A 22,065-nucleotide genomic window follows, 5' to 3' on the forward strand; every position below is an offset into this window, starting at 1 on the left:
CATGACCGGCACTCTCCTCCGTCCCGCAGCCACTGCAGCGGCATCCATCCCTCCCGAGCGTCGCCCGCGCAAGACGAGTCCCCGGATCGGCTCGCACGCGTTCCTGATGCTCCTGCTGATCGGGTTCCTCGCACCGGTCGCGTGGGCGATCGTGTCGTCGTTCAAGCAGCCGAACGACATCATCCGCGACCCCCTGGGTTTCGACGTGACGACTTTCACGCTCGACAACTTCACGGCGATGTTCCAGGACGTGCCGATCGCTCACGGGTTCCTCAACACCGCGATCGTGCTCGTGGTCAAGGGCGGCATCACGCTGTTCTTCGCCCCGCTGGCGGCGTTCGCGTTCGCCAAGTACGACTTCGTCGGCAAGAACCTGATCTTCGGCACGGTCCTGGTCACGCTGATGCTGCCGACGATCGTTCTCATCATCCCGCTGCTGCTGGAGATGAAGACGCTCGGATGGGTGAACACATATCAGGCGCTGATCCTGCCCGGCGCGATCGATGCGTTCGCGATCTTCTGGATGCGGCAGGTCATCAGCGCCGTGCCCGACGAACTGCTCGACGCGGCGCGCGTCGACGGCTGCAGCGAGTTCGGGATCTTCTGGCGGGTGATCGTGCCGGTGATCCGCCCGGGCCTCGCGGGTCTGGCCGTGCTCACGATCATGAACATCTACAACGACTTCGTGTGGCCCGTGATCGTCGCGAGCTCCGAGCAGATGGCGACGCTTCAGGTCGTGCTGTCGACACTCGCGCAGAACATCACCGGCAACCGGATCGGCGCCGACTACGCCACCGTCACCGGCGAGCTCCTCGCCGCGAGCTCCATCGCCCTCATCCCCCTGCTGGTGCTCTTCATCGTGCTCCAGCGCCACTTCATCAACGGCATCCTCGCCGGCAGCGTGAAAGGCTGAATGTGTCACTTACCACCACGTCCTCTCCTCTCGAGGCATCCGTTCTCGAGGAGATTCCCCGCCCCGAGTACCCGCGTCCGGATCGCGACCGATCGGAGCGTTGGCTGACGCTCAACGGGCGCTGGGACTTCGAGGCCGACGGCATTCAGGCGCCTATCATCGTGCCGTTCGCTTGGGAGAGCGAGGCGTCGGGCATTCGCCGCCCATGGCTGGAGCGCGGGAGGTACCGCCGCTCCGTGCTGGTGCCAGCCGAGTGGGGCGACCGCCGGGTCGTGCTGAGCTTCGGCGCCGTGCATCACCGTGCTGTCGTGCGGATCGACGGCACGCTCGTCGGCGAGCACGTCGGAGGCTATGAGTCGTTCGAATTCGACGTGACGGAGTTCCTGGTCCCGGGGGTTGCGTCCGAACTCAGCGTCGAGGTCGAGGCGCCGGCCGACAAGCGTCACATCGTTCACGGCAAGCAGCGGTCGATCCCCCGCGACGACTACGACGGAGTCTCGTTCACGCCCACCTCGGGCATCTGGCAGTCGGTATGGCTGGAAGCGCGCGGGCGCACCTACGCGCGTTCGGTGTCGCTGCGCGGAGACAGCCTGACCGGAATCGATGTCGTGGTCTCGGTCGCGGGTGATGCGGTGGCCGGTGCCGTCGTGCGCGCGCGGGCGGGGGAGATCTCGGTCGAGTTGGTGACGGATGCTGCGGGCCGCGCGATCGGACGGATCGAACTCGCGGAGCCACGGCTGTGGCAGCCCCACGATCCGCACCTGTATCAGGTGGAGATCGTCGTCGGAGAGGGCGTGACGGCAGACCGAGTGGTCGCGACGACCGGACTCCGGCGCATCGAGACCCGCGGCGAGGAGCTGCTGCTGAACGGGTCACGGTTGTACGTGCGAGGCGTGCTCGATCAGGGCTACTGGCCCGACACGGGTCTGACCGCTCCGGATGCCGAGGCGCTTCGGCGAGACATCGCCCTTGCGGGCCAGCTGGGCTACAACCTGGTGCGCAAGCATCTGAAGTTCGAGGATCCGATCTGGCTGCATGAGGCCGACGTCACGGGGATGCTCGTGTGGGCCGAGCCGGCCTGCCCCAGCCGCTTCTCGGATGCTGCGGCCGCAGCGTTCGAGGCGCAGTTGCCGGCGATGGTGGAACGCGACGGGAATCACCCGAGCATCGTCATCTGGGGTCTCTACAACGAGGAATGGGGTCTCGACTGGGACATCCCCGGCAGCGCCGCGCGGGCGGATGCCGCGGTCCGCGCATACGACCTGCTGCGTGCGCTCGACGACTCGCGGCCGATCGTGGAGAACTCCGGCTGGGCGCATGTGAAGAGCGACCTCGTCGACTGGCACTACTACGAGCCGGACATCGCGACGTGGAAGCAGGCTGTGGCCGAGCTCGCCTCCGGGGCGCGCGAGACGTTCCCGGTCCGGCTGGGCCCGGACTTCGTCGTCGACAAGTCGTTCTACGGTTCTGACGACTTCGCGCGAAGCGGCGTGCCCATCCTGAACAGCGAGTACGGCGAGGGGTTCACCAGCCTGGAACGGGCTTGGCATCTACGGTGGGAAACACAGGAGCTCCGCCGTCACGACCGGTACTCCGGGTACGTCTACACCGAGTTCTCGGATGTCGAGCACGAGTGCGCCGGGCTGCTGACCGAGGATCGGCGCACCAAGGACTGGGGCGGATGCGTCCCCGCGCATGTGAACGCTGAAACCGTGCTCGTGCTCGACCTCGTTCCCGCCCAGGCGGGAGCCGATCTGGGGCTGCCGGTGGCCGAGTTCGGACTCGACGTGCACGTCTCTCATCATGGGCGCTCTTCCGTCACCGCGACTGTGCACGGAGCTTGGGCAGCCGCCGGGACTCCGGCCGGCTCAGTCCGTGCGCCCGCGGTGTCGTCCGCTGTCGTGACGGCGGAGCCCTTCGAGCTGTCGGATGCCGTGACGCTCGCTGTTCCCGCATCAGCGGGTCCGGGACGGTTCCTCATCTGGGCGACGGATGACGCGGGCACCGTGATCGCGCGGACGTTCCTGGATGCAGCCGACGTCGAGGCGCCGAACAGGCGCGGCGCGCGGGCGGAGAAGTAGCGGACGGGAGGCGGGCGCCGGCGGCTGTTCCGCAGAGTCAGCTTCGGGCGCGGTTGGAAGCGCCGAAGAGGCCTGCTCCGACGACGAGCATCCCCGCGCCGATCACGTACACCAGCTCCACTCCGACGGTGTCGACGAGGAATCCTCCAAGCGCCGCGGCGATCGCGATGGCGCCCTGGAAGCCCACGACGACGAGGCTGCCGCCGGCCTCGAGGCGGTCGGGCATGCGGTGCCCGATCCACGTGTTGACGACGATCAGCCAGGACGCGAAGAAGAAGCCCCACACGAACGCCACGACGGCGATCCCGGCCACCGAGCCCGACAGCAGCAGCATCGCGAGCACCGATGCGGCGATGACGAGCGGCGTGAGCACCGCGAAGAACGCGAAGGAGCGGTCGACGATCATGCCGATGACGATGTTGCCGATCAGGCCGCCCGCGCCGAACAGCGCCAGCAGGAGCACGACGGTTCCGGCATCGACGGATGCCGCCTCCTCACCGATCCGCATGCGTTCGAGTGCGAGCCGGATGTAGGTGTACGCCAGGAAGTGACCGAGCACGACGAGGACGTGGCCGACGAGGCCCAGCGTGATCCCGGGCCGGCGGGCCGTGTCGGCGAGGATCGCGAAGCTCGACGCCGGCGCGGGCGGCACCGACGGAAGGAGCACGCGCATCGCGATCGCGAGCAGCCCCGTGACGACGCCCGCGAGTGCGAAGACGACGCGCCAGTCGAGCATCGTGCTGAGCATGACTCCGATCGGAACGCCCGCGACGGTCGCGAGCGATGCGCCGGCCGACGAGAACATCACGGCGCGACCCAGTCGGTCGGGGCCGGCGATGCGCGCGGCGACCGTGATCGACATCGCCCAGAACGCACTGATCGCCGCGCCCAGGAAGAAGCGGGCGAGCAGCACGATCACGAGGTTCGGGGCGATCGCAACGACGAGGTTCGAGACCGCGGCGGCGACGGCCATCCACGCCAGCAGGGATCGGCGGTCGACGCGAGGGAAGACGAGCCCGACGGTGGGAGCGACGACCAGGCCCACCAGAGCGGTCACGGTGACGGTCTGGCCGGCTTGCCCCGGACTCACACCGAGCCCTGCGGCCATCTCGGTGAGTACGCCGTTGGGAAGGAACTCCGCGGTGACGAGCAGGAAGCTCATCAGCGTCATGGCGATGAGCCCGCCGTAACGCAGCTTCTCAACGGACGACGCGGGGGCGACGGGGATGGAGGCGGTGGTGGGCATGATCCCACCGTCGCATCGACGCGGACGCTCCGCCCGACCGGTCGTCCGCGGCATCCGACCGATCGTCCGCGGGAGGCCGTCCCGTCGGCCGACCGATCGGGCTTGCCTTCGAGCGCGCTCGAACCCCTACCGTGTGGGGCATGACCACGAGCGACGAGACGAAGACCTGGCTCATCACCGGAGCGAGCTCGGGCCTCGGCCTGGCCCTGGCCGAGGCCGCCCTCGAGGCCGGCGAGCATGTCGTGGGCACCGCGCGCCGGGCGGACCGCTTCGATGCGCTCAAGGCCGCATTCGGCGATCGCATCGTCCCGATCGAGCACGATGTGCGTGACACCGCGGGGGCCGCGGCCGTCGTGGCCCGTGCCGTCGACGCGTTCGGACGCATCGACGTGCTCGTCAACAATGCCGGCGCCGGCCAGGTGGGCGCCGCGGAAGAGGTGACGGATGCCGCTCTGCGCGACATGCTCGACCAGCATCTCTTCGGTCCGGCGGCGTACGTGCGGGACGTCCTCCCGCACCTGCGTGCGCAGCGGTCGGGTGCGATCGTGCAGATGAGCAGTCAGGGAGGGCGGATGTCGTTCCCCGGCGTCGGCAGCTACTCCGCCGGCAAGTTCGCACTCGAGGGGTGGTCGGAGGCGCTCGCCGGCGAGGTCGCCCCGTTCGGGATCCGCGTGCTCATCGTCGAGCCCAGTCGTTTTCGCACGGCGTTCAACGCCGCCGGCGTGCTCAGCACGGCCGAGCCGCATCCCGGGTACGACGACGTCATCGGGGCGATCCGAGCCAACATGGCCGACGTCGACGGGGCGCAGGAAGGCGACCCGGCGCGCGCGGCGAGGGTGATCCGCGACGTGCTCGCGCGGCCGGACGCGCCCATGCGTCTGCCACTCGGGGCCGAGGCGGTCCGCAACCTCACCCGGGCATACGAGCGTTCCCTTGCCGACGTCGTGGGGTGGGCCCCGGTGAGCGAGTCAGCCGACTTTCCGGGGCTGCCTCCTGCCGTGCGCGCCTTCTGATCGACGTAGCATGACGCACATGGCCACCGGAACTCTCACCCAAGAACGGTCCGCCCTGTCGGTGACGGCCGCCGCGCAGGTGATCGGCGTCTCGCCTCACACGCTCCGGTACTACGAGCAGCAGGGATTGGTGCGGCCCGCCCGCAACGCCTCCGGTCATCGTGAGTACGGCGAGGCGGACCTGCGACGGCTCGTCTTCCTCACCCGCATGCGGCTCTCGGGCATGACCATGCGGGATCTCACTCGCTACATCGCTCTCGTCGAGGAGGGGGCTTCGACCGTCCCCGATCGCCGGCAGATCATGCACGCTCAGCGTGACCGACTCACGCGCCGGATCCGCGAGCTCACGCTCGCGCTCGAGACCACGGAGTACAAGCTTCGCGTCTACGACGGCCACCCCGAAGGCTGAGCCTGCTTCGTGAGTCTCATGCCATGTGCATGATGTGCTCGCCGCCGGCCGCTGGGAGGATCGCCTCGCAACCGGCGGACGAGGAGACGACATGGCGCTTGACGGAACCACGAAGGCCGGGCTCTCGGCGGAGAACCTCGCGGAGGAGGTCTCGCACGTCTCGACGCAGGATCGGCTGTCGACGCCGTTCGGCGAGTTCGAGTTCTTCGACGGGGTGCCCAAGCCCGCATCCGTGCAGTCGATCTTCGACGGCCTCGATCTGGTGCGTGGGATCACGGCGTTCTTGAACGCCGTTCCCGGCGCCTCTCTTGTCGCGATGAGGCGTGGCCTGCGCGTGGCCGGCGTCGATTCGCCGGACAAGATCGGCTTCACCGACCCGAGGTGCACCTCGACCCCCATCTTCCTCACGCCCAACACCGAAACCACCTACGGAGTCACCTTCCTCGACCTCAAGGCATGGGGACCCACGGTGATCGAGGTGCCGCCCCAGTCGTTGTGCGTGGTCGACGACTTCTGGTTCCGCTACGTCGCCGATATGGGGATCGCCGGTCCCGATCACGGGGAGGGCGGCGCGTACCTCTTCCTGCCTCCGGGGTACGAAGGCGAGCGCCCGGACGGGTACTTCACCTTCGAGAGCCCGACATTCACGAACTTCGTCGTGATCCGCGCCCTCGCAGGAGTGTCCGCGATCAAGCAGTCGCGCATCTATCGATTGAGCGATGCGGATGCCGCGCCTCAGAACACGTTCGTGAACATCGGCGAGCAGGCCTTCAACACGGTCCACTCGAACGACTTCTCGTTCTTCGAGGAGATCGCCCAGCTCGTCGCAGAGGAGCCGACGGCTGCGCTCGACCCCGAGCGAGCGGGCAACCTGGCGTCGCTCGGCATCGCTCACGCGCGGCCCTTCGCACCCGACGAACGCCTGCGGGGGATTCTCGATGACGCCGCCCGGATCGGGGCAGCGATGGCACGAGCGACCCTCTACGCCGCGCGCGACCCGCAGTCGTTCCGCTGGGACGGGTCGTCGTGGAAGAACGGCTTCGTCGGCGGCAGCTACGAGTTCCTGAACGACGGCGCCCGCAACCTCGACGCGCGCACGCTCTTCCACTACGCGGCGACCGTCATCACTCCCGCGATGGCGCACGCGCAGGTCGGAGCGGGGTCGGCGTACCTCTATACGGCCGAGGACGCCGACGGCGCTCTCCTGGACGGCGCCGCCACCTATTCGCTGCGGATCCCGGCGGATCCGCCGGCAAAGAACTTCTGGTCGGTCGACGTGTACGACACCCAGACGCGCTCGCTGCTGCAGTCGGCGCCATTCCCCGCGGTCTCGAGCCTCACCGGAGAGCTTCAGCTCGAGGCGGACGGCTCGTGCGTGCTGTGGTTCGCTCCCGTCGCACCGGAGGGCAAGGAGTCCAATTGGATCCCGACGCTCGCCGGCAAATCCTGGTGGCCGCTGCTGCGGCTCTATGGTCCGCTCGAACCATGGTTCGACATGTCGTGGCAGATGCCCGAGATCGTCCACGAGCAGGACTGAGCCGCTCGGCTCGCGCGGACTCCGACGATTCAGAGGAAAGGACCTTCCATGAGCAATTCCACGTTGGACGAGCTGGGACCTGTCGACTACATCGTCGTCGAGTTCCCGCCCGGCCAGTCCCACTTCACCGGTGAGATGGCTGCCGAGCTGCTCGAGCTCGTCGACGCCGGCACCATCAGGATCATCGACATCCTCGTCCTCACCAAGGATGCGGATGGCGAGATCGAAGCCCTGGAGTTGTCCGAGCTGGAGGACCTGGGCCCGCTCGCCCGACTCGAAGCGGATCTCGCGGAACTCCTCGCCGCCGACGACGTCGTGCATCTTGCCGCCGCGATGGACCCGGGCACGGTAGCGGGTGTGCTCGTCTACGAGAACGTCTGGAGCGCGGGATTCGCCTCTGCGGCTCGCCGTGCCGGGGGGCAGCTGGTCGCGAACGGGCGCATCCCGATCCAAGCCATCATCGCCTCGATCGAGGCCGAGGACCACGCCATGCAGATGGGAGCCTGACATGCTCGGAAGACGAGTCGGACGCGTAGGAGTCATCGGGGCGCCTGTCGCCAGGGCGGCCGTGGTCGGCGCCGCCATCACACCGGGGCCCTCGCCCGTCGCCAAGGCGGCCGCCGTCGGCGCCGCGGTCTCGCCGGGCCGCAACCCGGTGGCGAAGGCCGCCGTGGTCGGTGCGGTCGCGACGCCGCGTCGTCGCCGGATCTAGCCCAGTTCGTCGGCGAGCAGGGACTGGTAGACCTGCTGCGCCTCGGCGTGGACCTTGGCGCCCTTCTCGGTCACGGCGACGAACATCGAGCGACGATCGAAGCCGCACTCCATGCGCTGCACGAGGCCGGCCTTCTGCAGCCGGTCGACGATGCGCGACAGCGCGCTCTGCGTCATCGGCGTGCGCTGCACGAGATCACGCATCAGGCACGGGTCCTGCCGCTCTTCGGCGACCAGGTCGAGGATCTCGAACTCGCTGAGCCCGAGATCGCAGCGCTCGCCGAGTGCCCGCTCGAGGACTGAGGCCGTCGAGAGGTACGCCGACTGCAGCGATCGCCAGCGCTCGACCACATCGTTCTGAGCCATGTCCAACATGGTACCCGCAGAATCGATGTCGGAGCATTACATGCATCAGAATTCAATGTTGACGCAACCTATGACGAAGCATGTATCTTGACCGAGTGACTTCAACGACCCCGCGGGTGATCCCCGCCCCCGCCTCCTCCCCGGCCTCCGGCATCCAGCCCTGGACCACGCGCACGTGGCTGCTGCTCCTCGTCGTCTGCATCGTCATCGCCCTCGACGGACTCGATGTCTCGATGGTCGGCGTCGCGCTGCCCGCCATCGGCACCGAACTGTCGCTCGAGACCGGCACCCTGCAGTGGATGGTCTCGGCGTACGTGCTGGGCTACGGCAGCCTGCTGCTCCTCGGCGGGCGTCTCGCCGATCTGCTCGGCCGGCGCCGCATCCTCCTCATCGCCCTCGCCGTGTTCGCCGCGGCCTCTCTGGCCGGCGGGCTCGTGAGCGACCCGGCGATCGTGATCGCCTCGAGGTTCGTCAAGGGCATCGCGGCGGCGTTCACGGCGCCGGCCGCCTTCTCGCTCATCACCACCAACTTCGCCGAGGGACCGTCGCGCAACCGGGCGATCTCGATCTTCACGACGTTCGCGGCGAGCGGCTTCTCGCTCGGACTGATCGTCGGCGGACTGATGACGTCGCTCAGCTGGCGGTGGACGTTCCTGTTCTCGGTCCCGTTCGCTGTCACCGCACTGGTCCTCGGACTCTTCTTCATCCCGCGGGATCGCGTGGCCAAGACCGGCGGTCACGACGTGTGGGGTGCGCTGACCCTGGCGGTGGGCATGCTCACCCTCGTCTACACGGTCGTCTCTGCGCCCGACGTGGGCTGGAGCTCCGCGCAGACGATCATCGGTCTCGTCGCCGCAGCCGTCGTGCTCGCAGCGTTCGCGATGATCGAACTGCGGGTGCGGCATCCGCTCATCCGATTCGGAATCCTGCGCGAAGGGTTCGTCGCAAGGGCGAACATCAGCGCCATCGCCCTGTTCGGCTCGTATGTGAGCTTCCAGTTCATCCTCACGATCTACCTGCAGTCGGTGCTCGGGTGGCCGCCGCTGAGCATGGCGCTCGCGCTGCTGCCGGCGGGTCTGGTGGTCGTCGCCACGGCGCCGTTCGCGGACCGGCTGATCGACAGGTTCGGCTCGCGGCTGCTCATCACCGTGGCACTCGGCGCGCTCTCGCTCGGCTACCTGCTCTTCCTGAGGGTCGGGACCGATCCCCTCTACGTCGTCGACATCCTGCCGTCGGTCCTGCTCCTGGGCGCCGGTTTCGCGCTGGGCTTCCCGGCGATTCAGGAACGCGCCACCGCGGGGATCTCGAACGACGAGCAGGGTCTCGCCGCGGGTCTCGTGCAGAGCAGCTCGCAGGTGGGCGCCGCGCTCGTGCTCGCCGTGACGACGGCGCTCATCGCCGGCGGTGAGCACACCGCCGATGCCGGCGCCGCGCAGATGCTCGACGCCTTCCGGCCAGGACTCGTGCTGTCGACGGCGGTCGCACTCGCCGGGTTCGCGGTCGCCCTGGCACCGGTGCGGCGAGGCGCTCGACGCAGGTAGGGCGGCAGTCCGAGTCGGGCACGCCAGGACGGCTGCCGTATGTCGGCGGACGCGGGTACCCTGCCGGCATGACCACGGATCAGCGTGTTCTGGACTGGCTGCTCGACTCGGACCCCGCTCTGCGCTGGCAGGTCGAACGCGACCTCGGGGGTGCGCCGCCCGAGGTGTGGCAGGCGACGCGAGCGCGCGTCGCGACGGAGGGTTTCGGCGCCCGGCTGCTGGCCGAGCAGGGCGACGACGGTCAGTGGGCCGGGGGAGCCTTCTTCCCCGCAGGCTTCTTCGGCAGCCCTGAGGCCGAGGAGCCAGGGCAGCCGTGGGTCGCCACGACGTGGGTGCTCAAAGACCTCCGCGAGTGGGGAGTGGATGCCGCGGCCCTCGCCGATACGTCCGACAAGCTCGCCGCGAACAGCAGATGGGAGTACGACGACCTGCCGTACTGGGGCGGCGAGGTCGACGTCTGCATCAACTCCTACACGCTCGCGAGCGGTGCGTGGCTCGGGGCGGACGTGTCGCGACTGGTCGCCTGGTTCCCGGAGCACCGCCTCGCCGACGGCGGCTGGAACTGCGAGGCGGAGGAAGGCGACTCGGTGCGTTCGTCGTTCCACTCCACGCTGAACGCGGCGCGCGGCATCCTGGCATACGAGCGCATCACCGGCGACACGTCGATGCGCGACGCCCGCCACGGCGGCGAGGAGTACCTGCTGTCGCGCCGCCTGATGTTCCGAGCCACGACGGGTGAGCCGGTGGGGGAGTTCGTGAGCCGCTTCGTCTACCCGAACCGCCATCGCTACAGCGCCCTCGCGGCACTGGACCATTTCCGCGATGTCGCCCTGCACGAAGGCACGCCGCCCGACTCGCGGCTCGCCGAGGCGGTGGACCTCGTGCGATCTGCACGGCAGCCGGACGGCACCTGGCTGCAGACCACACCACTCGCCGGCCGCACGTGGTTCGACACCGACGTCCGCGAGGGTCAGCCTTCGCGCTGGCTCACGCTGATCGGCACGCGCGTGCTGGACTGGTGGGATGCCGCGGCCTGAAGCCGCCGGGGGTGGCCGGGCCGCGGCATCCGTCACCCGTCGGGTACCTCGCTACTCGACGAGCTTGCCCGCCACCGAGACCTCGTGCATGAGGTCCGCGATGTGGGCGGGGATCGGCGGGATCTCCTCCCGCACGACGCCGGTCGTCGGCGACCACACGAGGTTGACCTGCAGCTCGGGGTCGAGCTCGGGGTAGTCGCTGCGGTTGTGGCAGCCTCGCGTCTCGCGCCGTTCCAGGGCCGCCTCGAGGGTGGCTCGCGCAGCGAGTGCGGCGGCCTTCAGATCGAACGCGTGGGCGAGGTCGTGATACCCGGCGATGTCGGGGTGCACGCCGATGTCGGCCATGCGCGCCTCGATCGCGTCGAGCTCGGCCAGCCCGGTGAGGAGCCCCTGCTCGTCGCGCACGACGCCCGCGTACTCGGTCATGGTGTCGCGGATCGCACGCTGCAGCGCGCGTACGTTCTCGGTTCCGGATGCTGCGAGCAGCTGTGCGATCTCGTCCCTGGCCTGCTCGACTGCGGTCTTGGAGCGGGTCTGCGCCGGAAGCGACGCGGAGTACTCGGCCGCGGCCTGACCGACGATGCGTCCGAACACCAGCAGCTCGATGAGCGAGTTGCCGCCGAGGCGATTGGCGCCGTGGAGTCCCGACGACGCCTCGCCGATGGCGTAGAGACCGGGCACGTCGGTGGAGTGGTCGGACGAACGCACCCACACGCCGCCCATCGAGTAGTGCGCGGTCGGCGCGATCTCGATCGGCTCCTTGGTGATGTCGAGCATCTGCAGCTCGAGCATCGTCTGGTACACGCGGGGGAGGCGGGTCATGATGACCTCGCGCGGCAGGTGCGACACGTCCAGCCAGACGCCGCCGTTCGGGGTGCCGCGGCCTTCCTTGATCTCGGTGTAGCACGCGAGGGCCACGCGGTCGCGGGTCGACAGCTCCAGGCGCTCGGGGTCGTACCGGTGCATGAACCGCTCGCCGAGGCCGTTGCGGAGGATGCCGCCCTCGCCGCGCGCCGCCTCCGAGATCAGGGTTCCCGCCGCGTTCTCGGGCTCGATGATGCCGCTCGGGTGGAACTGCACGAGCTCGGGGTCGCGCAGCCGGCCGCCCGCTTCGACGGCGAGGCGGAACGAGTCGCCGGTGTTCTCGTCGCGCCGCGACGAGGTCCGACGCCAGATCCGGTTGTGCCCGCCGGCCGCCAGGATGACGGCATCCGCGTGGATCAAATAGCGCGTGCCGTCTTCGAGGTCGAACCCGTACGCACCGAACACCGCGCCGTCCTCGTTCACGAGGATGCGCGTGACGTACACCGTGTCGAGGATGGGAACCTGCAGCTGGGCGGCGCGATTGATCAGGGTCCGCTGGATCTCGAGCCCCGTGTAGTCGCCCGCGAACGCCGTGCGGCGATAGGTGTGTGCGCCGAAGAAGCGCTGCGAGATCCGGCCGTCGTCCTCTCGGGCGAAGGGCATGCCGTAGCGCTCGAGGTCGTCGATGCCCTGGGCGGCGCCTTTCGTGACGGTCTCGACCGTCTCGGGGTTGGCGAGCAGGTAGCTCTCCTTGAGCGTGTCGGCCGCGTGCTGCTGCCAGGTGTCGGCGGCATCCATCGTGCCGAGCGCCGCGTTGATGCCGCCGGCGGCCAGCGATGTGTGGGCATCGGACTTGGGTCGCTTGCCGAGGGCCAGGACGGCGACACCGGCTTCAGCCAGTTCGATGGCGGCTCGCAGCCCCGATCCGCCGGTGCCGATCACGAGGACGGTGGTGGAAAGCTGACGTTCTGAAGTGGTCACCCTTCAACGGTAGGTTCGCATGTTCGATAACTCCAATGCATCTTTATCGTCGCCACGATAGCGGTACGCTATCGTCATGAATCTCGAGCAGCTGCAGAGCTTCGTCACCGTCGCCCGCCTGGGCAACTTCACACGCGCGGCCGAGCAGCTGCACCTCGCGCAGCCGTCGCTGAGCCGCCAGATCTCGGCGCTCGAGCAGGAACTGGGAACTGCACTGTTCCATCGGGCACGCGGCGGCAGCACGCTGACCGCCGCCGGCGAGTCGCTCCTGCCGCTGGCCCGCCGCATGCTGGCCGACGCGGACTCGGTGCGACGTGAACTCGCCGAGATCGCGGGACTCGAGCGGGGGCGAGTGCGCCTCGGCGCGACGCCGACGCTCTGCATCAGTCTCGTCGCCGAGGCGCTCAGCGTGTTCCACGCAGCCCACCCCGGCATCGATCTGCACCTCTCGGAACAGGGGTCGCGGCGCCTGCTGGAGGAGCTGGCCGCCGGCGAGCTCGACCTCGCGCTGATCACGACCTCGGGCGGGGCATCCGTCGATCGCTTCGTCGTGGTGCCGCTGCTCGTCGAAGAGCTCGTCGTGGTCTCGTCGAGCACCTCACCGCCCCTGACGTCGAGCGAGTCCATGCGGCTCGAGCAGGTTGCGCGCCTGCCGCAGATCGTCTTCAGTTCCACCTACGACCTGCGCCGGACGACCGATGCCGCGTTCCGCGCCGCCGGGCTCACGCCCGAGACGGTCATCGAGGGTGCGGAGATGGACGCCGTGCTCCGGTTCGTCGAGCGGGGGATCGGAGTGGCCATCGTCCCGGCGATGGTGCTCATCGATCGACCGGGCCTGCGATCAGTGCGGCTGGCCGAGCCGACGCTCACGCGGACGATCAGCATCGCTCGCACGGCCGATATGGTGCCGTCGATTGCGGTCGAGATCATGCAGCAGACCGTGGCCCGCACCGCGACCGCGCTGGCGGTGCGGGCCGGAGCGACCATGCGACTGGCGGATTCGTGACCTGAGCTACCGGCGGGGTGGCGGCGGCGGCACTTCCTTGGCGGCGATGATGTCGGCCACCGCGATGCGCTCGACACCGCGCTTGCCGTCGACGACGACGGTCTCGGCATCCGCGCTCAGCAGCTCGCCGAGCGCATCGGTCGCCTGTCCGGACGGCAGCCGGTAGCGCACGACCACGCGGTGCCCGGGCGCGGGCAGGTTCACCATGCGCCGGGGGCGTAGTCCTTGAGGAAGACGCCGAAGAGGTCTTCGCCCGCCTCGCCGCGAACGATCGGGTCGTAGACGCGGGCGGCGCCGTCGACGAGGTCGAGCGGTGCGTGGAACCCCTCCTCGGCGAGGCGCACCTTGGTGGGGTGCGGGCGCTCGTCGGTGATCCAGCCGGTGTCGACGCTGGTCATGAGGATCCGGTCGGTCTCGAACATCTCGCGGGCGCTCGTGCGGGTGAGCATGTTGACCGCCGCCTTGGCCATGTTGGTGTGCGGATGCCCCGGCCCCTTGTATCCGCGACCGAAGACGCCCTCCATGGCGCTGACGTTGACCACGTAGGTGCGCCGGGCGCTGCTTGCCGCGAGCGACGCCCGCAGTCTGGACACGAGGAGGAACGGGGCAGTCGTGTTCGCGAGCTGCACTTCGAGCATCTCGAGCGGATCGACCTCGCCCACGCGCTGGGTCCACGAGTTGACGTGATCGAGGTCGGGGATGAGCCCGCCGGCGTCGATCGCGGTGCCGGCTGCCAGGCGCTCGAGCGAGCTGGAACCCGCGGCCATCGCCTGCTCGGTCAGCTCGTCGGCGCGCGCCGCCGCGGCGGCGAGGATCGGGTGGGCGCTCACCGAGCGCTCGAGCGCGCGTGGGTGCTGATCGTTGGTGTGGCCGAACGTCACCAGTTCGGGGAGCGGTCCGTCGGGGAGCGGAGCGAGCTCGGCGTCGACGAGAGGCTGGTAGGCGCCCGGCGAGCGGCGCACCGTCTGGGTGGCGTTGTTGATGAGGATGTCGAGGCTGCCGGCCGCCGCGACGTCATCGGCGAGCCCGATGACCTGCGCGGGATCGCGCAGATCGATGCCGACGACCTTGAGCCGGTCGATCCACTCCGGCGCGTCCGGCAGGCTGCTGAAGCGGCGCACGGCGTCGCGCGGGAACCGCGTGGTGATGGTCGTGTGCGCGCCGTCGCGAAGCAGCCGCAGCGCGATGTACATGCCGATCTTCGCGCGGCCGCCGGTGAGCAGCGCCCGCTTGCCCGACAGATCGGTGCGGGCCTCGCGCTTGGCGTGGCTCATCGCCGCGCACTCCGGGCACAGCTGGTGGTAGAACGCGTCGACGAGCGTATAGGGCTGCTTGCAGATGTAGCACGCGCGCGCCTTGATCAGCGTGCCGGCGACGGGCGCGGTGGTGGAGGTGCTGATCGGGATGCCGCGCGTCTCGTCGTCGATGCGATCCGCCGCGCCCGTGGCGGTGGCCGCGACGACGGCCTTGTCGGCCTGCGCGATCGCCTCGCGGATCTCGCGGCGACGCTCCTTCTTGACGGCCTTGAACATCTTCGCGGTCGCCTGGCGCACCGCGACGAAGTCGGGATGAGTCTCGTCCAGGCCTGCCATTCCGCCGAGGACCCGAAGGGTGGCCTCGAGGTCCGCGGGGTCGATGCCGCTCGGCGGGAGGTCGGAGGAGGCGGAGATCTCGGGAGGCACACGCGATTCTACGTCGGCCGACATGGGCGGAGCCTGTTACCGTGCGACGGTGGGCTCTGCGAACACCGATCAGACCGCGCCGCTGCGGATCCGCGTCTCGGCGGCGGTCATCCTCGACGGCGATGGACGGCTTCTGCTGGTGCGCAAGAACGGGACGACGGCGTTCATGCAGCCGGGCGGAAAGCCCGAACCCGGAGAGACCGCGAGCGAGACGCTCAGCCGCGAACTGGCCGAGGAGTTGGGCATCCGGATCGCCCCGCACGACCTGCGTCCGCTGGGCGAGTTCACGGCCGCCGCGGCGAACGAGCCGGGTTTCGTCGTCGTCGCGGATGTGTTCGCCGCTGACATCGGCGCGCAGCGTCCCCGTGTCGCCGCAGAGATCGCAGAGCTGCGCTGGGTCGACGGGTCGGATGCCGCGACGCTCGAGATCGCACCCCTGGCCAGGGAGAACTTCCTTCCGCGCTGAGCCTGCCGCGACCCACGGCATCGCCGCGCAATGAGATTCGCCATCGAGAGGAATCGCACATGACCACCGGTATCCCCGAGGTGATGAAGGCCGCCGTCTGGGACGGTGAAGAGGCGCGTCTGCGGATCGAGCAGATCCCGACGCCCGCGCCGCTGCGGGGCGAGGTCCTCATCCGGGTGGCCGCGTGCGGCGTGTGCCACACCGATCTGCACGTGCTGAAAGGCGAGGTGGCCTTTCCGGGGCCGGCAGTCCTGGGCCACGAGGTCAGCGGATCGATCGTCGCGATCGGCGACCAGGTCGAGGGCTTTGCGGTCGGCGACCGTGTGATCGGCGCCTTCATCATGCCGTGCGGCACATGCGACCTCTGCCGCCGGGGCCGTGATGACATGTGCTCGACCTTCTTCCGTGAGAACCGCCTCGGCGGCAACCTGCTCGACGGCACGTCGCGGCTGCGCCGTGCGGACGGGAGCCGGCTCTCGATGTACTCGATGGCCGGCCTGGCCGAGTACTCCGTGATCCCCGCAACGGCGATCACGCGGCTGCCGGACGGACTTCCGCTCGAGGAGTCGGCGGTCCTCGGGTGCGCCGCTTTCACCGCCTACGGGGCGCTCGCGGCGTCGGGCCTCGAGCCCGGCGAATCGGTCGCGGTCGTCGCGACGGGCGGGGTCGGCTCGAGCATCGTCCAGCTGGCCTCTCACCTCGGCGCCGCACACGTCATCGCGATCGACGTCAGCGACGACAAACTCGCCGCGGCGACCGAACTGGGCGCGACAGCCGTGGTCAACTCCGCGACGACGGATGCCGCTGCGGGCGTCCATGCGGTCGTTCCCGGCGGTGTCGAGGTCGTCTTCGAGGCGCTCGGGCGCAGCGAGACGTTCGAGCAGGCGATCACGCTCCTGGCCGACGGCGGACGCATGGTCGCGGTCGGCATCGCGGCCGGCGCCGCCGTCGCCCGGGTGCCGATCACCCCGCTCGTGCGCCGCGGGCACACCGTTCGGGGTTCGTTCGGCGCCCGCACGCGGCGCGACCTGCCGCGGGTCGCGGCGCTCGCGGCGGAGGGCGGCTACGACGTCCACCGCGCCGTGACCCGGCGATTCTCGCTGGACGATGCGGATGCCGCCTACCAGGCGCTCGCGCGTGGCGAGATCACCGGTCGCGCGATCATCGTGACCGGCTGAGCCCGCCCGCGTCGACGTATCTCGCCACCGCGAGGCCGGCCTCTTCTCTCGCGCGGATGTCAAGGCCCGTGTCCTATCGGGCCCCGCGACCTACGGTGTGGGCATGAAGCACGTGATGTACGCCGAGAAATCTCTGCTGATGGGCGACGACGTCGCCGACGCGCTCCTCGAGTACGCGCGGCTTCTCGCCGAGACTTCGCACGCCGATACGGTCACCGTGCGGGCTATCGGGATGGACGGGAACACGGTGGATGCGGCGTTCCTGCTCAATTCCACCAGCACGATGATGGTCGAGTCCACCAACTCGACCGTCGTCCCTCCTGACAACGAGGAGGCGGTTCGGTATCTTCAGGGACGTATCGAGCGCATGCAGCGCCCACCGTCGGTGCAGGCGGAGGAGGACGGCAGCTTGTTCCACCATGACGATATCGACCTCCGAGAGGTGTGAGCGTGGGGACACTGATCTACGGCGTCGCCCCCGCGATCGGGATCGACGACTGGGCGCTGGAGCACTTGCGCTTCGTCATCGTGACCAAGCTCCGGCGCGACGAGAGCTTCAGCTTCAACTGGGAGAACGAGCCCGACGTGGACGGAGACGTCTCGCGTGAGAGACCGGGGATCTACGGCACGGTGTGGATCTCGAAGAGCTCCTCGCTGTACTTCAGCTTCGACAAGCCTCGCTCGCGGGAGCTGAACCGGCACTGGCTCGACGCGCTCGCGGCGACCGCGAACAGCGCGAGCGGGCTGCGACTGGTGCCCGAACCCTCCCTACCGGACTGAGCGGCGGCCGGACCCGGCCAGGTCAGCCGGTCGTGCGGAGCTGCCGGGGAGGCGGCCCGCTCGGCTCGCGAGACAGCGAGCCCACCGTGCGGGACAACGCGCCCCGCAACCACACGATCGCGGGATCCTCTTCGTCGCGAGGATGCCAGTACATGCACTCGGTCATCGGCATCCGCAGGTCCTCCGGCATTTCGAAGACCGACAGCCGGAGCGTGCGGGACGCCTTGGCCGCGAGCATCCGGGGCACCAGAGCCACCATCTCGGTGCCCGAGACCAGCAGTGGAAGGGCCGCGAGGCCGAAGAGCCGCGCACCGACGATGTAGTCGACGCCGGCCCGACGGAGGAGATCCTGCAGGTCGTCGTGGTCGGGATCGTTCAGATAAGCGGTCGCATGCGGCACGGCGGAGAGGTCGTCCACCGTGGGCTCCGGCGCCGACAGGACGGAGTTGTCGGGGTCGGCGATGAGCACGAAGTCGTCGGTGAACAGCTCCTGGCTCCGCCCCGGGAGGTGGAAGCCCACCGGACCCACGATGAGATCGAGCTGGCTGTACGGTGCGAGTGTACCGTCGCGCACCGGCTGCGGCGCGAAGTCCACCGAGGCGCGGGGCGCGTCGAGGGCCAGCGTGCGCAGCAGCGGGCCGGCCAGGATCGCGGTCATGTAGTCCGTCGCGCCGATCACGAACCGGCGCTCGGTCTGCGACGGATCGAACGACTCCTTGCGATCTATCACCGGATTCAGCTCCGCCACGGCGTGGGCGACGGCGGGGAGCAGGTCGCGCGCGAAGGGCGTGAGCTGCATCGTGCGCCCGGTGCGCACGAGCAGCTCGTCGTCGTAATGACGCCGGAGCCGCGCCAGTGCCGCGGAGGTCGCGGGCTGGCTCAGGTGCAGGCGCGCGGCTGCGCGGGTGACACTGCGCTCTTCGAGCAGCACGAGCAGCGGGCGCAGCAGGTTGAGATCGAACGCGGGCACGCGGCTCCTCGGAGGTATATATCCATGGCATGGATGTGAGTCATGGCAGATACGAGATTGCGTGGATAGTACCGCGTTGAGAGCATGTGACTTCGGCCACCCGAGGCCGAGACGGCTTTCAATGTCGAAAGAGAGATGTTCATGACGCAGACAGTGACCCCGGACGAGGGGACGGTCGCCTCCTCTCGCAGCGAGTTCCGGCGCGGATGGCCGACGCTGGTGTTCAGCACGATCGGCGCCGGTGTGGGGCTCAGCGCGCTGGGCTACATCCTGGGCACCCTCGTGGTGCCGCTGCAGGAGGAGTTCGGATGGGGCCGGGGCGAGATCAACCTCGCCTCACTGGTCAGCTCCCTCGGGCTGGCAGCCGCCCTGCCCTTCGTCGGCCGGTTCCTGGACCGGTTCGGAGTCAAGCGCGTCGCCCTCGTCTCGATCCCGCTCTTCGTGATCATGCTCATCCTGGTCAGCACCCTCACATCGAGCCTGGCGACGTTCCTCGCGTTCTACGCGCTCGCCGGACTGCTCGGCGCCGGCACCTCCGCAGTCACCTACTCCAAGGCCGTCATCGACAAGTTCGACAAGAGCCGCGGCATCGCGCTGGGCATCGTCGCGGGCGGGCTCGGCACGGCGGGGCTGCTGCTCCCGCCGCTGATGGGCATCGTGATCGCCGGCAGCGGATGGCGTGCCGCGTACCTGACGATGGCCGTGCTCGCCGCGCTGCCGTTCGTGCTCGTGTTCTTCGCGCGCCTGAGCACTCCCGCGGCGGTGGCCGCCGTCGACCGCTCCACGCTGCCGGGCCTCACGATCCGCACGGCTGTGCGCCGACGCGAGTTCTGGAGCCTGTGCGTCGTCTTCTTCCTGCTGGGCTGGGCGCTGCTGACGATGGTCCCGCACTTCGTCCCGCTCCTCATCGACTCCGGCGTCGATCCGGTGCAGGCGGCGTTCCTGTCGTCCTTGGTCGGCGTCGGCACGGTCATCGCCCGCCCCGTGATCGGGTGGCTGTTCGACCGCTTCTACGCGACCTACGTCGCCGTCCCGCTCTTCATCGCGGCGGCGTTGGGATGCCTCCTCCTGCTGTGGGCAGGGCCGGCCGCGGCACCGCTGACCGCTCTTCTGATCGGCATCGGCTTCGGCGCCGAGATCGACCTGATGTCGTACCTGAGCTCGCGCTACTTCGGACCGCGTGCCTTCGGCGCGCTCTACAGCATCGTCTACAGCCTGTTCATGATCGGGAGCGCCTTCGGCCCGGTGATGGCCGGATTCGCCTTCGACGCGAACGGCAGCTATACCGTCCCGCTCATCCTCGCGGCATCCATGATGGCCGTCGCGGCCGTCGTGCTGCTCACGCTGCCGCGGTTCCAGAGGAGTGCGGTCTCGTGACCTCGGCACCCGAACTGCAGCAGGTCGCCGCCGGCGTGTGGGCCTACGTCCAGCCCGACGGCGGTTGGATGGTCAACAACATGGGGCTCGTCACGGGACCCGACGGCGCCACGAGCATCGATACGACCTCGACCGAGAAGCGCATGCGCGACTACCTGGAGGCGGTCGCCGGCGTCACCGGTGATCCGGTGCGCCGAGTGGTGCTGACGCACTCGCATCCCGACCACTGCAACGGCGCCTCGCTGCTGGCCGAGGCCGAGATCATCGCGCATCGCACCGTCGCCGACGACCTGCGACGCCCGCACGCGCTGGCGCCGCACATCTTCGCCCCGTTCGATCAAGGGGCGGCGGAGCCGCGCCTGCCGACGATCCTGTTCGAGGACGCGCTCACGATCGACGCCGGCGATCGGCGGGTCGAGGTGCGTCATCCCGGTGGCCCGGCGCACACTGCGGGCGATGCGTACGTGTGGCTGCCGCAGGAGCGCGTGCTGTTCACGGGCGACCTGGTCTTCCACGGCGGCACGCCGTTCGCCCTGTCGGGCTCGCCCGCGGGGTGGCTGCGGGCACTGGACGAGATGGCCGCGCTCGAGCCCGAGACGGTGGTGCCTGGCCACGGAGAGGTGGGCGGACCGGAGCTGTTCGCACCGGTCGCCGACTATCTGCACTTCCTCATCGACGCGGCCGAGCGGGCCCACCGCGGCGGACTGTCGCCGCTGGAGGCGGCGCGGCGGCTCGACCTCGGCCGGTTCGACGGCCTCCTCGAGAGGGAGCGCATCGTGGGCAACCTGCACCGGGCGCTGGCCGAGCTGAACGGCACCGATGTCGACTTTCCGCAGGCCTGGCAGGACATGTACGACTACAACGGCGGCCGTCCGCTGGAGTGCCACGCGTGACGGCGCCGGCCGGCGCACGGCGCGAACGCCGACCGTATCGACGAACGGAGACCCGCACATGAGAATCGCCCGCTGGACTCATCGGCACGCCGTCGGCGAAGGGTTCGTCGTCGATGACCGCGTGGTGCCCTTCGGGGACGGCGCGACGGTCGCCGACATGCTCGCGGCCGGACTGGATGCCGCGCACGACGCGCACGAGCGGATCCTCCGGGACGACGCGGCCATGTCCGCCGGCATCCCGCTGACCGATGTCGTCCTTCTCCCGCCCGTCGTTCCCGCGTCCATCCGGGACTTCGTCGCGTTCGAGGAGCACGTCGAGGGCGTCTCGGCCGGCGTCGAGGGCAAGAGTCACGTCGCACCGGAGTGGTACGAGGCGCCGACCTTCTACTTCACCAACCCGCACACGGTGCTGGCCTCCGGTGAGGAGCTGCGTTCGCCGGTCACCGAGCGGCTCGACTTCGAGCTCGAGCTCGCCGCCGTGATCGGCGCCGCGCCCGACGGCGCCGAAGCCAACCTCACGCCGGAGGAGGCGGCATCCGTCATCTTCGGCTACACGATCATGAACGACTGGTCGGCGCGCGATCTGCAGGCCCGCGAGATGAAGGTGCGCCTCGGACCGGCCAAGGGCAAGGACTTCGGCACCGTGCTGGGTCCGTGGATCGTGACGGCCGACGAGTTCGACCGGTACGTCGACGACGACGGGTTCCTGGCGATCCGCGCCGAGGTCCGGGTCAACGGCGAGCTGATCGGCGAGGACCTGGTCTCGAACATGGGCTGGCCGTTCCCCGAGCTCGTGGCCTACGCCTCGCGCAACTCACGGGTCGTTCCCGGCGACGTGCTCGGGTCGGGAACGGTCGGCAACGGCGGATGCCTCGGCGAGCTGTGGGGCCGCAACCAGGGGCTCGTGCCGCCACCACTGCAACCCGGCGACGAGGTCGCGATGACGATCGAGGGCATCGGTGAGATCGTCAATCGCGTGGGCGCGCCCGTGCCCGCCCCTGCGATCCCGCCGGCGCGCACGCGGCCACGGGCGCGGACGCGCTGACCGGCGCTGACCGGCCCGCGCATATCGCG

Annotated in this window: 23 protein-coding genes; 17 read left to right on the forward strand and 6 right to left on the reverse strand. The window is 69.4% G+C overall.

The window, feature by feature from the left end; all coding sequences use genetic code 11:
* The first annotated feature begins 1 nt into the window (after nucleotide 1).
* Both HF576_RS15365 and HF576_RS15370 read left to right on the forward strand, forming a co-directional pair.
* Entirely contained in the window at nucleotides 2-913 is a 912-nt protein-coding gene (locus HF576_RS15365; RefSeq protein ID WP_168913651.1) for a carbohydrate ABC transporter permease, read from the forward strand.
* A 2-nt stretch (nucleotides 914-915) separates the two neighbouring features.
* Entirely contained in the window at nucleotides 916-2,994 is a 2,079-nt protein-coding gene (locus HF576_RS15370) for a glycoside hydrolase family 2 TIM barrel-domain containing protein (RefSeq protein WP_168913652.1), read from the forward strand.
* Between the two features lie 37 nt (nucleotides 2,995-3,031).
* Here HF576_RS15370 and HF576_RS15375 read toward each other — a convergent pair whose 3' ends face one another.
* Nucleotides 3,032-4,240: an MFS transporter gene (locus tag HF576_RS15375; RefSeq protein WP_168913653.1), complete on the reverse strand. Its 1,209-nt coding sequence runs from the start codon at nucleotides 4,238-4,240 to the stop codon at nucleotides 3,032-3,034.
* A 140-nt stretch (nucleotides 4,241-4,380) separates the two neighbouring features.
* Here HF576_RS15375 and HF576_RS15380 point away from each other — a divergent pair, with 140 nt between their 5' ends.
* The 5 genes from HF576_RS15380 (at nucleotide 4,381) to HF576_RS15400 (ending at nucleotide 7,911) form a co-directional block, all read left to right on the forward strand.
* A complete protein-coding gene (locus HF576_RS15380) occupies nucleotides 4,381-5,253 on the forward strand; it encodes an SDR family NAD(P)-dependent oxidoreductase (protein WP_168913654.1) in 873 nt (290 codons plus the stop codon).
* A gap of 19 nt (nucleotides 5,254-5,272) precedes the next feature.
* Nucleotides 5,273-5,662: a MerR family transcriptional regulator gene (locus tag HF576_RS15385; RefSeq protein ID WP_240948920.1), complete on the forward strand. Its 390-nt coding sequence runs from the start codon at nucleotides 5,273-5,275 to the stop codon at nucleotides 5,660-5,662.
* 91 nt (nucleotides 5,663-5,753) lie between these two features.
* Nucleotides 5,754-7,199, forward strand: a complete 1,446-nt coding sequence (locus tag HF576_RS15390) for a DUF1254 domain-containing protein (RefSeq protein ID WP_168913656.1) — start codon at nucleotides 5,754-5,756, stop codon at nucleotides 7,197-7,199.
* A gap of 48 nt (nucleotides 7,200-7,247) precedes the next feature.
* The gene (locus HF576_RS15395) at nucleotides 7,248-7,706 is read left to right on the forward strand and encodes a DUF6325 family protein (protein ID WP_168913657.1); all 459 of its coding nucleotides are present in this window, start codon (nucleotides 7,248-7,250) and stop codon (nucleotides 7,704-7,706) included.
* Between the two features lies 1 nt (nucleotide 7,707).
* Nucleotides 7,708-7,911: a hypothetical protein gene (locus HF576_RS15400; RefSeq protein ID WP_168913658.1), complete on the forward strand. Its 204-nt coding sequence runs from the start codon at nucleotides 7,708-7,710 to the stop codon at nucleotides 7,909-7,911.
* On the opposite strand, the gene HF576_RS15405 is transcribed toward HF576_RS15400, so the two are convergent.
* Nucleotides 7,908-8,276 (reverse strand): MarR family winged helix-turn-helix transcriptional regulator, encoded by a 369-nt coding sequence (locus HF576_RS15405; protein WP_240948921.1) that lies wholly within the window; start codon nucleotides 8,274-8,276, stop codon nucleotides 7,908-7,910. The genes HF576_RS15400 and HF576_RS15405 overlap by 4 nt on opposite strands.
* 95 nt (nucleotides 8,277-8,371) lie before the next feature.
* On the opposite strand from HF576_RS15405, the gene HF576_RS15410 reads away from it, so the two are divergent.
* Nucleotides 8,372-9,817, forward strand: a complete 1,446-nt coding sequence (locus HF576_RS15410; RefSeq protein ID WP_343234303.1) for an MFS transporter — start codon at nucleotides 8,372-8,374, stop codon at nucleotides 9,815-9,817.
* A 68-nt stretch (nucleotides 9,818-9,885) separates the two neighbouring features.
* Complete coding sequence (locus tag HF576_RS15415; RefSeq protein WP_168913661.1) at nucleotides 9,886-10,854, forward strand: squalene cyclase; 969 nt, start codon at nucleotides 9,886-9,888, stop codon at nucleotides 10,852-10,854.
* A 51-nt stretch (nucleotides 10,855-10,905) separates the two neighbouring features.
* On the opposite strand, the gene HF576_RS15420 is transcribed toward HF576_RS15415, so the two are convergent.
* On the reverse strand, nucleotides 10,906-12,639 hold the full coding sequence (locus HF576_RS15420; RefSeq protein ID WP_168913662.1) for an FAD-binding protein: 1,734 nt from the start codon (nucleotides 12,637-12,639) through the stop codon (nucleotides 10,906-10,908).
* 76 nt (nucleotides 12,640-12,715) lie between these two features.
* Here HF576_RS15420 and HF576_RS15425 point away from each other — a divergent pair, with 76 nt between their 5' ends.
* A complete protein-coding gene (locus HF576_RS15425; RefSeq protein WP_168913663.1) occupies nucleotides 12,716-13,645 on the forward strand; it encodes a LysR family transcriptional regulator in 930 nt (309 codons plus the stop codon).
* Nucleotides 13,646-13,651: 6 nt separating this feature from the next.
* On the opposite strand, the gene HF576_RS15430 is transcribed toward HF576_RS15425, so the two are convergent.
* Both HF576_RS15430 and HF576_RS15435 read right to left on the reverse strand, forming a co-directional pair.
* Nucleotides 13,652-13,852: a putative acetyltransferase gene (locus tag HF576_RS15430; protein ID WP_168913664.1), complete on the reverse strand. Its 201-nt coding sequence runs from the start codon at nucleotides 13,850-13,852 to the stop codon at nucleotides 13,652-13,654.
* Nucleotides 13,846-15,351 (reverse strand): SDR family NAD(P)-dependent oxidoreductase, encoded by a 1,506-nt coding sequence (locus tag HF576_RS15435; RefSeq protein ID WP_168913665.1) that lies wholly within the window; start codon nucleotides 15,349-15,351, stop codon nucleotides 13,846-13,848. The genes HF576_RS15430 and HF576_RS15435 overlap by 7 nt, the downstream gene beginning before the upstream one ends.
* A gap of 25 nt (nucleotides 15,352-15,376) precedes the next feature.
* Between HF576_RS15435 and HF576_RS15440 the strand changes: the two genes are divergently transcribed.
* The 4 genes from HF576_RS15440 to HF576_RS15455 all read left to right on the forward strand — a co-directional run bounded on the left by HF576_RS15440 (nucleotide 15,377) and on the right by HF576_RS15455 (nucleotide 17,751).
* Nucleotides 15,377-15,793, forward strand: a complete 417-nt coding sequence (locus HF576_RS15440; RefSeq protein ID WP_343234304.1) for an NUDIX hydrolase — start codon at nucleotides 15,377-15,379, stop codon at nucleotides 15,791-15,793.
* Between the two features lie 59 nt (nucleotides 15,794-15,852).
* Nucleotides 15,853-16,971 (forward strand): zinc-binding dehydrogenase, encoded by a 1,119-nt coding sequence (locus HF576_RS15445; protein WP_205835263.1) that lies wholly within the window; start codon nucleotides 15,853-15,855, stop codon nucleotides 16,969-16,971.
* 103 nt (nucleotides 16,972-17,074) lie between these two features.
* Nucleotides 17,075-17,419, forward strand: a complete 345-nt coding sequence (locus HF576_RS15450) for a hypothetical protein (RefSeq protein WP_168913667.1) — start codon at nucleotides 17,075-17,077, stop codon at nucleotides 17,417-17,419.
* A gap of 2 nt (nucleotides 17,420-17,421) precedes the next feature.
* Nucleotides 17,422-17,751 (forward strand): DUF7882 family protein, encoded by a 330-nt coding sequence (locus HF576_RS15455; RefSeq protein WP_168913668.1) that lies wholly within the window; start codon nucleotides 17,422-17,424, stop codon nucleotides 17,749-17,751.
* A gap of 22 nt (nucleotides 17,752-17,773) precedes the next feature.
* Here HF576_RS15455 and HF576_RS15460 read toward each other — a convergent pair whose 3' ends face one another.
* Complete coding sequence (locus HF576_RS15460; RefSeq protein WP_168913669.1) at nucleotides 17,774-18,721, reverse strand: LysR substrate-binding domain-containing protein; 948 nt, start codon at nucleotides 18,719-18,721, stop codon at nucleotides 17,774-17,776.
* A gap of 141 nt (nucleotides 18,722-18,862) precedes the next feature.
* On the opposite strand from HF576_RS15460, the gene HF576_RS15465 reads away from it, so the two are divergent.
* The 3 genes from HF576_RS15465 to HF576_RS15475 are packed head-to-tail and all read left to right on the forward strand — an operon-like array spanning nucleotide 18,863 to nucleotide 22,036.
* Nucleotides 18,863-20,098: an MFS transporter gene (locus HF576_RS15465; protein WP_168913670.1), complete on the forward strand. Its 1,236-nt coding sequence runs from the start codon at nucleotides 18,863-18,865 to the stop codon at nucleotides 20,096-20,098.
* Nucleotides 20,095-20,991 carry an MBL fold metallo-hydrolase gene (locus HF576_RS15470; protein WP_205835264.1) on the forward strand — a complete coding sequence of 299 codons (897 nt, stop codon included), beginning with the start codon at nucleotides 20,095-20,097 and terminating at the stop codon, nucleotides 20,989-20,991. Before HF576_RS15465 ends, HF576_RS15470 begins: the two co-directional genes overlap by 4 nt.
* Before the next feature lie 58 nt (nucleotides 20,992-21,049).
* The gene (locus HF576_RS15475) at nucleotides 21,050-22,036 is read left to right on the forward strand and encodes a fumarylacetoacetate hydrolase family protein (RefSeq protein WP_168913671.1); all 987 of its coding nucleotides are present in this window, start codon (nucleotides 21,050-21,052) and stop codon (nucleotides 22,034-22,036) included.
* The last annotated feature ends 29 nt before the right edge of the window (nucleotides 22,037-22,065 follow it).

Origin of the sequence: Microbacterium salsuginis, from assembly GCF_012524205.1 — a bacterium.
In the GTDB taxonomy this organism is placed as follows: domain Bacteria; phylum Actinomycetota; class Actinomycetes; order Actinomycetales; family Microbacteriaceae; genus Microbacterium; species Microbacterium salsuginis.